Here is a 14550-nt window from a genome sequence, read left to right as displayed (position 1 = left end):
AGTCTGTCCCGACCTCGATTACGCTTATTACTCATGATGTCCGGCAACCTGCTAGCCGCTACCGCTCGTGCGGTCGGCGGCACCGATGCAGCGTGTCCCGCCTTGCGGAGGAGTAGCTGATGGGCCTCGCGAAGCCAACGGGGGGATATGCCGAGCAGATGCTCGTTCCGGGCGGCTGGCCCGACGTCGATGAGCAGGCCTACTACGACCGCGCCCAGGAGTACCTGCAGGTGCTGCGCCAGGTGACCGACGTGTTGGAGGCCTGCCAGTCTCAGCGGACCGAACTCTTCGACGCGGAGTCGTGGTCGGGCAGCGCGGCCGGTGCCGCCAACGGCCAACTCGGCACGCTGATCGACGGATTGGTGACGCTGCAAAACGGTCTGGCCACCGTGATCACCTGGCACAAGTACGTTGCCCAGACGATCGTGCAGGCCAAGTCGGACGTCACCGACAACGTGGTCGAGGCGCATCGGACAATCCAGAGCCTGGAGAAGGATTCCAGCCTGGACGAAGCCGAGCGCACCCAGCAGATCGACACGGTGGTCACCACCACGCTGGGAGCCAACGTCAGCATCGTCGACGGCACCGCCGCGCAGATCATGGTGAGCAAATTGTGGAAGCCGCCGGCCAACGCGCTGCAGGATCTGCTCGACCAGAAAACACCACCCCCGGTCAACATTCCGGACGGTCCCCGCCCGTCACCGTCACCGTCCCCGTACCCCTCCCCCCGGCCCACGCCGCCGCCTGTCACTCCCGGGGGTGGTGGTTTTAAACCACCCACCCCGGGTGGTGGCGGGCTCACCCCCCCGACTCCGGGTGGTGGCGGGCTCGGACCGCTGACGCCGCCGCTGGATGGCGGTGGTCTGCAGCCGTCCCCCGGGCCGTCGCCGGTTGGGCCGCGGCCAGCGCCTGCGCCGGCCGGGCCCGTCGGCCCGCCCGCTCCGCTGGGGCCGGCCGCTCCCGCAGTGCCGTTGAGTCCGGCGGCCGGGTTGCCACAGCCTGGAGCCGGCCCCGCCGGCGGACCCAAGGGCGTGACGCCCGCCGCGGCGTCGGGACCCGGTGTCATGCCGGCATCGGTCGCATCCGGCGAGGAAGCCGCAGGTGCGCATGCCGGCGCTGGAGGCGTGCCGACCGCCCCGATGGGTGCCGGCGGCGCCGGCGGAGCGGGCGGATCTGGTGGCAGCGGTGGGCCGGGCGGAAGGTCCGGTGCCCCAGCCGCAGAGAAGGCCGCCGACAAATCGGCCAGTGCGCGACCGGCAGCTACCGCTCGGGGTTCGGGCAAGAGCAAGCCTCGAGCGCAACCGATGCATCCCGACCGGGCCGAGGTCGGGGAAGCGATCGTGGCGACGGCCGCGGCCATTCCGGTTTCGGCAGCACGCATCGAACGCGACGCGCTCGCCGCGGCCGCGACGGCCGACGCGGCCCGTCGCGCCGGGCCCGATCCGCTGCAGTTGGCCCGTCGTATCGCCGCCGCACTCAACGCGCCCGACATGGGCGGTAGCGACCTCGGGTTCTTCTGGGTGACCGGAGTGACCGCCGAAGGTGCGATTGTGGTCGCCAACAGCTACGGGCTGGCCTACATCCCCGACGGTGTGGAGTTGCCGGAGAAGGTCTATCTAGCCAGCGCCGACGAGACGATCCCCGCCGGCGAACGGGCGCGCTGGGCGACCTATCCGGTGATGGCGGTGCAGGGCTGGGCGGCCCACCACGAGATGGAGTTGCGGGCGGTCATCGGCACCCAAGAGCAGCTGGCCAACTCCGATGCCGGGGTGGCGACGATCGTTCTGCAACCCGACGACATCCCGGACACCGGCGACATGATCGGCCGGCCCCGGCTGGCGGTCGTGGATTCCGAAGCGGCCGAACGGCTGGCCGCGACGCCCGACACGCGCCTGGCCGACCTGCTGCCGCCGCCTCCGGAGGGGGCCGAGCCGGCGGTGGAGCCGCAGCCCGAACCACAGCCCGAAGCCGCCGAGGTGGTCGAGCCCGAGGTCGCGGAGGTGCTCGTCACCCCGGGACCGGGGCCGGTGCGAATGGGCGACTTGCTCGCCCAGATGCCGCTCCCGTCGGCCGATGCCGGTGCACCAGCCCCCGGTGCACCGTCGGACGACCGTTTCATGCTGTGGTTCGAGGTGATGAAGCCCATGGCGAGCGACGCGAGCGGCCGCCAGGCCGCGCACCTGCAGGCCTTCCAGACCTACGCCGCGCATGCCGAAGAGGTCCTCCTGAGGGAGGCGCACACCACGATCGACGCGGACGAACAGCGCACCGCGGTCGCCGACTGGATGTACTGGAAGTACATCGGCGAGCTGGTCAATGCCGCCCTGGCTGAGGCGCCTGTGCTGGCGCCGGCGTAGCCGGCGGACTGGCGACCATTAACTGAAAGACCCGGCCCCGCGGCGTGGGCTGGCCGCCTCGAAATTCCAAGAAATTTCGAGGCGGGTGTCGCTAGATCCCGATCTCGGATTGGGTCGTACCCGGGTGACCGGCGGCCGGTGCCTCGACGGGAGCGCTACCGGAGCCCGGTGTGCCCGACGCGGCGCCTTCGGGGTCCTTCGTTGTCGCGTCGACCAATCGCGATTCGTCGGCGGGTGCGTCGTCGGGCTTGGTGGTGTCGTCTTTTTTGGTGTCGTCGGCCAGCTTCGCCGGCGCCGCGCTTCCCATGCCGCTGCCGGCCTGCTGCGCGGTCGACATGACCGTCTGCAGGCCCTGGGAGAGAGGTTGCACCGCCTGACCCATGGCAGCGAACTGGCTGAGGTCGGTCGGCGTCACCGGGCGCGGCTTCTTGTCGTCTTTCTTGCCGTCTTTGTCGTCGGCCTTCTTGTCGTTTGTCTGGGCGCCCAGCAGTTTGGACGCACTTGCCGGTTGGTCCGTCCCACCGGGTTCGGAAGCGGCCAAAAACTGCACCTTGCTGACGTTCTCGCCGAGCCGTTGGTCGGTCTGGGCGTACATGTCGGCTGCCGTGACGATCTTCGAACCCGTATTGGTAAGGGCCGTCTGCGCGTCCGGCAACCCCTTCACCACGGGCGATTCGATGATCGGCAATGTCTCGTTGATCGCGGCCGACACGGAATCCGTCCCGGGCGCCGTTATCGGCGACGGGGCCGCGGGTAGCTGCTGGTCGCGAACGGCGACGCCCGCAGCCTTGAGACGAGCGGGATCAACCACCAGTGGTTCAGTCATCGTTCTCATCCCTTTACGTGCCGGCTATCAGAGAAATTTTACCGAAGGAGCCGCAGGCCAAGTGCAGCAATATTTCGGCGTCTGCTCAGAATTGAATATTGCGGACAGTGTCATAGACGCCGGTTATCCACAGCAGCAACGGAAGGATCGCCGCGACTACTGCGCCGTCCAGCAATTCCAGCGTCCGCTTCATCACCGGTGTTATGCGGCGAATCCCGGTCGCCGCGCCGACCACCGCCAAGGCCACCAGGGCCGTCACCAACAGGATGAGCACGAACCAGCGGGCGCTCGTCGGATACCAGATGCTCAACCGAATGGTGACCCCGATGGGGATGGCGACCGTGGCTGCCAGCAACGACCACGCGCACCAGGGGTCGGCGTAGAGGCGGGACCTGAACGCGCACATCATCGTGACCAGGCCGGCCACCACCAAGCTGTGTACGAAGAAGTGTCCCCGCACCAGGACCTCGATGACACCGGCAACGAGCACCAGGGTGCCGGCCGTGATGAAACCGGTCAGCAGCTGCTTGGCCACCTGGCTGCGTTCGGTCAGCCGGGCGGCCGAATCGGGCACGGACGCGATGATGGCCTGCCAGGTGCGGGTTTCTTTGTCTTCGGGTACCTCTTCGCCCGCAATGGGATCGAGCAGTTCCTCGTGTTCCACCGTTTCGCCGGGTGCCGGGATGGGCGGCAGCGCGATCCGCGCGAAGACGACCGTCAATTTGGCGGCGTTCGTCACGGTGAACAAACCCAACACGATCGCCAGGGCCGGAACCCATTGCTGCCAGCCGTATCCGTACGCGAAGGCGGCCGCGGTGAGCGTCATCGAGGTGACCGCGGCGAACGATGCGAGCTCGGTACGGTGCCGGGGGCCGCCACGGGTGATCAGCGTCAAGAACAGAACGGCCGCGGCACCGGCGGCAAGCTGTGGCGGCCCGAACGAACTGGTCATCCCGCGCGGTCGCGGAATGGCCATCGCCACGGCCACCACGATCAGCGGGAACGCCGTCGCCAGCAGGCTCTCCGACAAGTTCGGATTCTTGTAGAACTTGTTGGCGGCCCAGCTGCCCATCAGCACAATCAGTCCCGTAATCCCCAACCCGACCGGCCACCACAGGTGGTGCCCGTTGGCCACCCACGCCACGGCGCCGATTCCGGTAATCGCCGTCGTCACGACCGGAATTGCCACCCCGACAAAGCGGTTCAATGCCTTGCGGTCGAACTCCGGGGATTCGTCGAGTACCGCGATCGCATCGATGACGTCCTCTACGAGGGGGCGGTAGCGCTCGGTGCGACTCACCGACACCAGCGTCAGCAACGACCCATCGACGACGACCGCGTCATCCAGCGATTGATCGGCCGGCAGCGGCGGGGCGCCCGGGCGGGCAAATGTCCATGCGCCCTGCGCGGCGAAGTCGAAACCGGCGAGGACATCCGCCGGCGTCTCTCCGAGGATCTCCGCCAACACGGCGACCGTGTCGTCGATATAGGTCTCGATAGCCGCCGAAGAGGGCAGCACAACATCAGTCAACCGTCGGCCCGTCAGGATCGTGACCCGCGTTGTCGAGGGCTTGGCGGGGGCCGTGCCCGCGGCTGCCGGAGCGGCTGCGGCTCCCGCACCGGCAGCAGAATCAGTAGCGGTGGGCGCGCTCAACGACGTTCACTCCTGTCGAAATCGTCGGACAGTGCGGCGGCTAGTTCCAGGATCCTACGCTTGTAGGCGGGGTCGAGAAGGCCTAACTGGATCTCGGTACCGGCCGCGATGTGCTTGTCCCAGGGCAACACGATGACCCGACCCGGCTGGACATACTGCTCGAACTGCCGCGCCAGCTCGGTGACGGCGATATTGGGATCGCCCGGCGACACATGGTTGATCACCACACACGCGCGGGCCAACAAATCCTGGTGGCCGTGATTTCGCAACCAGTCGATCGCGACCGCGGCTTGCCGGGCAGCGTCGATCGACGCGCTGGTCACGATCACCGCCGCCGACGCCGTCGAGAGCACGCCGCGGGTGACCGGGTCGAATAGGCCGGCCCCGCAGTCGGCGAGCACCAGGTTGTAGAACTTCGACACCGCCTCAGATGCGTAGTGCCAATCCGCTTCGCTGAATGCGCGCCGTGCCGTGCTGTAGTCCTCGCCCGGAAGTACTTCCAGATTCACGGCATTGGCACTGGTGTGCGCGCGGATATCGTTGTAGTGAGTTAAGTCTTTGTCGGCCAACAAGTTTGCGATCGTGGCGTCGGACTGACGCCCAACCCGGTCGGCGAGGTTTCCGCAACTCGCGTCGGCGTCGAAAGCCAGAATGCGGTCACGGCGCACCTGGGCGTAAGCCGAACCGAGGGCGACCGTCACGGTCGTCTTGCCGACTCCGCCCTTCAGGCCCAATACCGCAATCTGATACGAACCGCGGGGACTGCGGCGAATGCGATCCCGTAGGTCCAGGTCGTACTTCTCGTCGCGAGACAGGCCCACGTTGATGCGCGTCAGCTTGTGGACCCACCGTCGCCAACCTCGGCGCGAAACCATCCGGGTCTTGGACTTCTTCGCGGGCTTGACGCCGATCTTCGAAGTCGCTCCTGGCTGATCGGCGACCGAGTGTGCCGGGGCCGAATCCGGTTGCACCGCAACGCGTTGTGTCGGCGGCATCGGTGGCGGGGCACGATGGGCCGGTCCGGCCGGGTTGGGCTGCGGGCGTGGCGGACCAGGCTTTCCGCGGCGCTGCTCGGCATCAGGTGTTTGGCCGTGGGGCGGGCCGGCGGTGGGGCCGCGTCGGGTCTCGGCGGGATCGCGAGGAGCCTGGCGCGCGCGGCGCGGCGGTGGGGGAGGCGCCCCCGGCGGTTGGGTCGGCGGCGGCTTGGGCCGGGCCGGTGGACGCTGGTCGTTCCAATCAACCGGCATTGGGGGACGGGGGTTTTCGGGCCGTGCCGGTGGTGGTCGGTCCTCAAAGTCGACGGGCATTGGGGGACGGCGGTTTTCGGGCTGCGCGGGCGCTGGCCGGTCCTCCCAGTCGACGGGCATCGGCGGCCGCGCGTGGCCATTGGGCGGTGGTGGGCCGGCCGGCTTCGGCGGAGCGCTCATGTCGAAGCCGGGATTCAGATCGAAGTCGGATCCCGCCGCCGGGAATTCAGTTCCCCCGGGCTGGGCAAACAGCTCGTCGTAGCTGACGGGCATCGGAGGTCCGTGGGGGCCGGGTCGCGCCGGCGGGGGTAGCTGGGCTTCGTCGACCGGCATGGGGGGGCGGTGGGTTTCGGGCTCGGCCGCTGCCGGCGGCTCGACGAATTCCACCGGCATGGGTGGCCGCTGGGGTTCGGGCCGGGCCGACTGCGCCGGGTCCCAGTCGACCGGCATCGGCGGCGGAGCCGGTGCGTTGGGCTGGGCCGTGCCCGCCGGTTTGGGTGCTGGCGCGGCAGGGAAATCGACGTCGAAGCCGGCATCGACATCGAAACCCGAATCCGCTGTGTCATCCGGGGTTTCGCCCCCCGCGGGCGGCTGAAAGAGCCGGTCGTAGTCGGCCCCCATGAGAACCTCTCAAGAATTCAATTCAGACGCCGAAAACACGAGAAGAGGCGAGTTCTCCCATGCGGTTGAACTCGCCTGATCCCGTGTTTCGACGTTGTTTGCCGTTCTAACCGCCGAACATGCCGCTGACGCCGTGCTCGGTGCTGGCCATTGCCGCACTGGCCTCGGTGATGGTGTGCGACAGGGACTGCAGCGAGTTGTTGAGTTCGTCAGACTTGGTCTGCCAGTCGTTCTGCACGGCCTGGTAGGCCTCCGAACCCGAACCGCCCCAAGCCTCGGCGAGCTTGGCGAGGGACTGCTTGCCTTCGTCGAGAAGACCCTGAACGGTCTGCACCGACGACGCGATCGAGCTGGCACCGGCCTCGATGCCGCTGAAATTCCATGACTGAGCTTCCGACATGATTTGTCTCCGTTTCTTTCTGATGCTGAGGGGTTAGGTGGGCTCAGAAGCCCATGTTGCCGGCGGTCGACTGCAGGTTCGAGGCCTGCTCTTCGTTGGCGCGCTGGTACTGAACGCCCGCGTGGCTGATCTTCTCGTGAATGTCGGTGAGCGCCTTGATCTGCGCGTTGCCGGCTTCCTGGAAGCGTTGCAGCGCGGACTGGGCCGCCGAGCCGGCCTGGCCGGTCCAGTGGCTGGCGAGTTCGCCGCCGGTGTGCTCTACGCCCTTGATGACGCCCTGAAGCTCGCCACCGATCCGGTCGAAGTTCGCGGCCTCGGCGCTGAGGGTACTGGCATCAGTCTTCATTTCTGCCATGTTGAACTACTTTCTGTGTGCTCTTTCCTCGCCAAGTCATGGCAAGTCTTCCGGCCCGGGCGGCCGGGAAGTCTGTTGTGGTGGACGCTCACCAGTCGTCTCCGTCGTCGATGCCGTGTAGCTCGTCGTAGTGGAGGTTGGTGCCTTCGTCCTCTTCGCGCGCAAGCGCAACCGGGGCTGACATCCCGGCCTTGGAACCAGCGGCGGATTGCGCGCCGGCACCCGCACCGAGCGGCGCGGCGCCGGCTCCCGCCGACGACCCGGCGCCGGCGCCGGCCGGCGCGACAACTGCACCGGGCTTGTCGAGCAACTGGCTCATCATCGACGTGCGGGGTCCGCTCAGGCCGGAGCCGGGAAGCTGCTCCGCGTGCATCAGCCCCATGCCGACGCTCGGGCCCGAGCCGCCCAGCAGCGGATGCGACGACAGCGGCGGTGCCCCGATCAGACCCAGCTGCGCGCCGCCCTTACCGAGCTCGCCGCCGACGTGGCTGCCACCCATCGTCAGGTCGCCCAAGGTTGAACCACCCATGCTGCTGGACTGACCGGCCATCGACGTCAGTTGCTGCAGCGGCTGCATGAGCTGCTGCATGGGTCCGCTGAGCTGCCCCAGCCCGTTCATCAGCTGCGAAACCTGGTCCACCCCAGAGGGTGTGGGGGTGAGGTCGTCGTCGCCGGCGGCCTTCGCCGCCTGGAGCAGAGTTGCGGATCCCAACGGCCCGGATTCGGAGGCTTCGTCGGACATCGTGCTCAGCAGCCCGGCCGCCCCGGCCTGGGCCTCCGCCTCGGCCGCGGCGTCCATTCCGGGTGCGAGGATCGGCGACATCTCGGGCAGCGGCTCGAAAACCGTGTTGGCGGCGGTCTCGGCGGCATAGACATCCATGGCGCCGCCGGCCTGGTTCCACATCCGGACGAAATAATCCGCTTCGTTGAATCCGATCGGCATCGTATTGATGCCGAAGAAGTTGGTGGCCGTCAGAACCGTGTGGGTGATGTGGTTCGTCGCGATCTCCGGCAGGGACGGCGTCATCCCCAACGCCTTCAGGTAGGCGGCGGCCTGTGCCGCGGCCTGCATGCTGCGCTTCTGCGCGGCCGCCGCGGCGGTCTGCAACCACATGACCATCCGCGTGGCCGCGGCCGTCGCGCGCTCGCTGCCGGTCCCGGTCCACGCTCCGGACAGCGCGGTCATGCTCGCGGCCAATTCGGCGGCCTCGGCCTCCAGACTGGCGGCCAGTGCCTCCCAACCCGCAGCGGCCTGGAGCATCGGCGAAGGACCCGCGCCGGCCATCAGCCGTGCGGTGTTCAGCTCCGGTGGCATAGCGTGCCACAGCATGCTCGGTCTCCCTTGGTACGAGGTATGTCGTGCGTCAGTTCTCGGGGTCTGCTGTTACGCGAAAGTTTCGTTCGTTCGAACAATGCGGGGTGGGGCGCATTTTTGGCCGGCCCTCCTCGAATCCACGTGAACGAATATCAAATTCTAAGTAAACGCAAACTATTTCGTCGCAGTGAAAATCTTAATCGCACAATGCAGTCCCCGGCGCGGTTTATCGCGTTTCGGTTCCGGCTCCTGTAACGAGCGTTGGGATAATCCTAACCGCCAGCTTCGGGTGGTCAGTGCACTTCTTCTGGAGGGTCGATGTAGGCGGCCTGGATGACGTCCTTGCCGTCCGGTGTGACGAGAATTCCCTGGCCAGGGGGCCGGCGCTTGACCTGAAACTCCCTCGAGGGGAAGTCCGCCTTGTCGCCGGACAGCAGCAGCGTCGGAGATCCCGCACCATAGGCCGCGCCGACGAACTTGTCCATGGTCGACTTATACGCGTGGCTCATTTGGCAGGTAACGATGATGTGCAATCCGATATCCGAAGCAGCTGGTAACAATGGAGCCAACGGCATCATTGGGGGCATCCCCCCGGAAGCGCCGACGATCATGTGCCAATCGTCGACCAATAGCACAAGATCGAATCCTGTCCACCACGACCGTGACCGCAACTGAGTTGCGGTCAGATCCGACGGCGGTAACCGCTTTTGCAGGTTAACCGCGAGCGCTTTGATCGACTCGTCCAGCGACTGAGCATTGCGGTTGATCGCTCCCGCGGCGAGTAGGTGGCTCTCCGGCACCGCGTCCAGTAGTCCGGACCGATAGTCGGCCAACATGAAACGCACTTGGTCCGGACTGTTGCGCGCACAGATGGCTCGGGCAATGGCGTGAGCAATGGTGGTCTTACCCGACTTGGCCGCACCGAAGATCAGGATGTGGTTCGCCGCGTACAGGTGGGCGTAGGCCGGCGTCAGGTCCGTCTCGCGGATGCCGACCGGAATGGTCCAGCGAGTGCGGTAGTCGGACTCCGGCCCGGGTGGCTCCGGATCGAGTTCGTAAAGATGGATCCGCTCCGGCAGCACCCTGACCCGAGGTGCTTCCTCGGTGGTGTGCGACGCAATGTGGTTCACCGCGACCGTGAGTGCCTCGACCAGGCCGTCGGTGCTGTTGACGCCGTCGAGCCTGGGCGTACCCATCATCAGGTGGTGCTTCTCGATCGACATGCCCCGGCCGGGGCGGTTCGCCGGAATATCGCGGGTGGCGCGGTCCAGCTGAGTGTCGTTGACATCACCGAGCCGGAATTCGATCTTGGTGCCGAGGTAATCGCGCACCCGCGACTTCAATTCCGTCCACCGCGGCGTGGTGATGATGGTGTGGATGCCGAACGACAGGCCCTGCGCGGCCAGGGTCTGGACGTTTGCCTCCAGGTCGGGGAATTCGGCGACGAAGGCCGGCCACCCGTCGATGACCAGGAAGACATCGCCGAACGGATCTGCGGCCACGGGTTGGTTCGGGTCCGCGCGCAATTCGCGGTAGCTCGCGATCGAACCCACCCGGTGCTCCTTGAAGGTGGCTTCTCGTTGCCGCAGAACGGCTTGCACCTCCGCGATGACGCGCATGACCCGATCGGGCTCGGACCGGGTGGCCACCCCTCCGACGTGCGGCAGATTGTCCAGATACATCAACCCGCCACCACCGAGGTCGATGCAGTAGAACTGGACCTGTCGCGGTGTGTGGGTGACAGCGGCCGACAGAATCAGGGTCAGCAGCAGCGTGGACTTTCCGGTCTGCGGCGCACCACCGATGCCGATGTTGCCGCCGCCACCGGAAACGTCTACGCCCCAAGGTTCTTGGAGGTGCCGGCGCGGCTCGTCCATGATTCCGAGCGGAAAGTACAACGGTTTCAGATCGGCGCGCTTGACGAGTTCGTCGACCGCCGTGGGATGGGTCAACGGCGGCAACCACATCTTGTATGCCCGCGACTCGACGGTGCTGAGTTGGTCCAGGATCACCTCGCTCAGCGGCTTCCCCTTGGCCTCGGTGCTCATGCCGGCACTCCGCCGTGAATGGGTGTGGGTTCCGCATCTTCGAGGTCATCGAGGATCGGAGCCGCAGTGAACTGTCGAATTTGCATACTCCGGGGGCTGGGGCGGGCGCCGTCCACGGTTTCGGCCTCGCCGTTGGTCTCGGCGCGCACCGGCGGAACGTAGGTGGCACCGGTGTACAGCGTGCTGAATTTCACTGGGTCTTCCATGCCGACCCGCAAGAACCCGACGCCGCTCTCCTTGTTGGTGATGTACTGCGCCTCGGGCGTGCCGATCACCGACTTGGATTCATGAGAGCTGGTGGTGCGCAGCGCGATCCGGTAGGTGAGGTTGGGCTCCAATTTGTCGATGCGCGCCCCACCGGTCTGTAGCGACTGGGTGGCGAGCAACAGATGCACCCGTAGTGAACGGCCCACGCGGCAGATCCGGTCGAACAGCCCGACAAAGTCTGGGTGACTTTGCAGCAACTCGGCGAACTCGTCCACGACGACGAACAGCGTTGGCAGCGGCTTCAGGTCGGCGCCGCGCTCCCGGTACTTCTCGTACTCGGCCACACCGGAGAGCGCCCCGGTCGCACCGACCTGGATCCCGGCCTGGCGCAGCAAGTTCTGCCGGCGGTCCAGCTCGCCGGTCAACACCTCACCCATCCGGCCGACGAGCTCGGCTTCCTCGGCCATGTTCGTGATGACCGCAGCCGTATGCGGAAGGTTCTCCATGCCCAGGAAGGTCGAACCACCCTTGAAGTCGGTGAGCAACAGGTTCACCTGGTCGGGGTGAGTGATCGATACCAGCGACAGGATGAGGGTGCGCAGGAACTCGGACTTTCCCGACCCGGTGGTCCCGATCAGCATGCCGTGCGGCCCGCCCCCGAATTCGGCACCCTCTTTGATGTCCAGAGTCATGATTTCGCCGGTCTTGAGCTGATGACCGAATGGGATCTTGAGCCGATCGAGATCCTTGTCCGCGAACATCTTCCAACGCGCGGGCGTGATGTCCTCGACGCTCTTGGCGCCCACCAGCTGGTAGAACTCGGTCGCCACCTTCTTCTTGGCGCCACCGGTGCTGGCCTTCTTGTCGATGATGGTGCCGGTGATCGACCAGCCGGCCAGCTTTCTGGCGATGCGCGCCGCCTGCGGCGCCGACATGTGGTCGGTGCTGGCTGTCACCTGACGGAACTGCTGGCCGGGCAGGCGGTCGTCGGCCGTCCCGTCCGCCGCCACCCTAATCCGATAGTTCGAGCCGCGATGGTTGCCCAGCGTGAACACCGTGACGCCGGCCCTGCCGTCGGGCGGTACCCCCGCCTTGCCGCCGGTCAGATCCACGACGACGACGTAGGGTCCGCCCGGCGTCGAATCCGGTGAGTGCGGACCGCGGGCGGCGAGATCGGAGAGGCTTTCCGGGTGGGCGGAGATCATCCGGACCGGGCCGGCCGCATCGGTGTCAGTCGGATGCTGCACGTGCGGAAGCCATTTTAGCCAGGACCACTCCGGATCGTCCGGCGTTTCGGTGAGCACCCGGATGGCCAGCAGGTCCGGCGGATGGAACACCGCGAGGTGACAAATCATGGCCGTCAGCAAGCCGGCCGCCCCGGCCGGGTCGCCGCCGATGGCGATCGTCGGAAATGTCCTGAGCTGCAGCAGTTTTGGGCAATCGTGGATCAGGCCGTGGGTGCGCAAGAACTTGACCGCCCACATGTTGGCCACCGGCTCCAAATACGGCTGAGGTGCTGCGGTCGGACCCGCCAGCTCGCCGCCGACCGACGGCTTCATCAGCCGGTCGACCGCCGGCTGGTCACCGATTCCGATGCGGGTGGCAGCGTAGAAATCCGCGCTGGCCGGGCGCGACCACTGCCGCGGTGTGCCGATGATCGACAGCAGATCGTCGGGGTGGGGTGCGTGATAGCTGAAGAAGGCGACCTGCGCGGTGGCAGACGACGTCACCCGGGGGCGCAGTCCGGCCAGATACCGCAGGTACTCCTTGCGGTCGGCGTTGATCTCGGGCACCTTCTTGCCACCGCCGCCTCCGCCGGCGCCGACCATGCTCAACGACATCATGATCATCATCAGCGGCGTCATCATCATGTACGGCGACAGCGCCTTGGTGCCGGTGAACACCATGATGCCGATCATGCCGAGCATGCACACACCCATCACATAGGGCATGACTCGCTGGACAAAGCTGGGCGGGACATCGACACCGAGGTCCTCAGGCGGCACGACCGCGATCTCGCCCGGCGTCAAGCGGGGGCCGCGGGTGACCGATGGAGTGAACTTTCGTGTGGACATCAACCAGCTCCGGGCGTTGCGGGCAATCTTCGAGGGCTCGGATCGGCGGGCAGTGTGTCGTGCTCCAGCAGGGCAGCTTCTTTAGACAGCACCGGACCGTCGACCAGTAAACGAATGATCTCCCATGGGGCAGGCTTTGGCGACTGCAGGCCGAGCGAGGCGGCTGCCTTAGGGTCGGATATCCCGTACCGCACGCCCTGCGGGTCGACGTAGTACAACGATTCGCCGTACCGGGGATCCGGGGACTGCAGCTGCAAATACTTGCCGCCGTCGATGTAAATCGTTGCCGGGCCCTGGATCTGCTTGATGCCCTGGCCCATCATCGATGTCGGTACCGGCAGATGCCGACCGGTCACCACCGCCGTCCGGGGAGTCTGCTCGCCGGGTTTGCGTTCCCACGTCCAGCACAGCACCGGTTCGTTCGGCCGGTTGACGATCTTGATCGATTGGTCGGGCAGCGGTGAGTTGTACACGCGTTCGGGGATTCTGACCACCAGACTCGAAACCACTGACGGCGGCTCGACCAGGCCGTGCGACTGAACCGCGCGCAGCGCCACCGCGGTGTTGGCGTTGATAGGTGCGACGCCGTCGGGCAACACCACGAAATATTGGGGCCCCGATTGCGCATGGATCTGGAACACCGACCCGATCACCAGAAAGTCAGGCAGCCCAAGGGTATTGGGGGCACCGTCATCCGGGATCGGGGTCAGCTGCCAGGATCCACCGTCGGGCAGCGCGTTGAAGACGGCGGTGGACAGTGGGCTGGGCTTGGCGTTCACGGGTATGCCCACCGCCGAGGTGAGCGTGCGGTCGGCCAGATCGGTGGCGTGCCGGCCGGTCGACGTGATGATCCAGTCCTTGCCCTGGTAATAGGCCAGCAGCGCCTCGTTGGGCTGCAGCGCATCCACCGAGGAGTCCAGCGACAGCGGCATCGCGATCACCGACGTCTGGACGGTCGGATTGATGGTCTCGGCCTTGGTGACGGTGTCGCACAGTGCCCACACCGACGCCGAATCCGACGACACCGGCGTGGCATAGGGAGCGCCGGGGATGCCGACCGTCTGGCCCCTGGGGAACTTGCCCAGCTCAGCGGATTTCACGACGGTGGGCTCGGCTGGATTGCCCAGCACCAGGCGTGCCGATGTCAGGTTGTAGACGGGGTGCAACTGCCCGGACACCATCAGGTACAGCTGGTTGGTGGAGCGGTCGACGAACAAATTGCCGCCGCCGAGCTTGCCCTGTGGCTTGAAATACGCCATCGCCAAGGCGCCCACCAGGATCACCACCGAGATGACAATGCCCAGCGCCGCAGCCCGCCCGTAGAAGGACAACGGGTCGTCGAACATCCGGGTGTCCCGGCGAACGATGGCATGCTCCAACCGCCGGAGCAGGAAGCGCCAACCACTGACCTGGACCTTGGTGGTGAGCCGAATTCCCGCCATGGG

Annotated in this window: 10 protein-coding genes; 1 reads left to right on the top strand and 9 read right to left on the bottom strand. The window is 66.5% G+C overall.

Annotation, left to right across the window (positions count from 1 at the left end; all coding sequences use genetic code 11):
- Positions 1-119 precede the first annotated feature (119 nt).
- Positions 120-2357 (top strand): EspK C-terminal domain-containing protein, encoded by a 2238-nt coding sequence (locus MJO58_RS27270; protein ID WP_239721555.1) that lies wholly within the window; start codon positions 120-122, stop codon positions 2355-2357.
- Positions 2358-2448: 91 nt separating this feature from the next.
- On the opposite strand, the gene MJO58_RS27265 is transcribed toward MJO58_RS27270, so the two are convergent.
- The 9 genes from MJO58_RS27265 to eccB form a co-directional block, all read right to left on the bottom strand.
- The gene (locus MJO58_RS27265) at positions 2449-3183 is read right to left on the bottom strand and encodes a hypothetical protein (protein ID WP_239721554.1); all 735 of its coding nucleotides are present in this window, start codon (positions 3181-3183) and stop codon (positions 2449-2451) included.
- Positions 3184-3268: 85 nt separating this feature from the next.
- Positions 3269-4837, bottom strand: coding sequence for a type VII secretion integral membrane protein EccD (gene eccD / locus MJO58_RS27260; RefSeq protein WP_090597911.1), 1569 nt, complete (start codon positions 4835-4837; stop codon positions 3269-3271).
- The gene (locus tag MJO58_RS27255; RefSeq protein ID WP_239721552.1) at positions 4834-6705 is read right to left on the bottom strand and encodes a MinD/ParA family ATP-binding protein; all 1872 of its coding nucleotides are present in this window, start codon (positions 6703-6705) and stop codon (positions 4834-4836) included. Before MJO58_RS27255 ends, eccD begins: the two co-directional genes overlap by 4 nt.
- A gap of 106 nt (positions 6706-6811) precedes the next feature.
- A complete protein-coding gene (locus MJO58_RS27250; RefSeq protein WP_090597907.1) occupies positions 6812-7105 on the bottom strand; it encodes a WXG100 family type VII secretion target in 294 nt (97 codons plus the stop codon).
- A 43-nt stretch (positions 7106-7148) separates the two neighbouring features.
- Entirely contained in the window at positions 7149-7451 is a 303-nt protein-coding gene (locus MJO58_RS27245) for a WXG100 family type VII secretion target (RefSeq protein ID WP_338048752.1), read from the bottom strand.
- A gap of 97 nt (positions 7452-7548) precedes the next feature.
- Entirely contained in the window at positions 7549-8790 is a 1242-nt protein-coding gene (locus tag MJO58_RS27240) for a PPE family protein (protein WP_239721550.1), read from the bottom strand.
- A 278-nt stretch (positions 8791-9068) separates the two neighbouring features.
- Positions 9069-10823: a type VII secretion protein EccCb gene (gene eccCb, locus MJO58_RS27235; protein ID WP_090597902.1), complete on the bottom strand. Its 1755-nt coding sequence runs from the start codon at positions 10821-10823 to the stop codon at positions 9069-9071.
- Complete coding sequence (gene eccCa / locus MJO58_RS27230) at positions 10820-13105, bottom strand: type VII secretion protein EccCa (RefSeq protein WP_090597901.1); 2286 nt, start codon at positions 13103-13105, stop codon at positions 10820-10822. The genes eccCb and eccCa overlap by 4 nt, the downstream gene beginning before the upstream one ends.
- Entirely contained in the window at positions 13105-14547 is a 1443-nt protein-coding gene (eccB, locus tag MJO58_RS27225) for a type VII secretion protein EccB (RefSeq protein WP_090597899.1), read from the bottom strand. Before eccB ends, eccCa begins: the two co-directional genes overlap by 1 nt.
- Between the last annotated feature and the right edge of the window lie 3 nt (positions 14548-14550).

It is taken from the genome of Mycobacterium lentiflavum (genome assembly GCF_022374895.2).
Taxonomy (GTDB): domain Bacteria; phylum Actinomycetota; class Actinomycetes; order Mycobacteriales; family Mycobacteriaceae; genus Mycobacterium; species Mycobacterium lentiflavum.
This window is presented reverse-complemented; position numbering and strand designations above follow the sequence as displayed.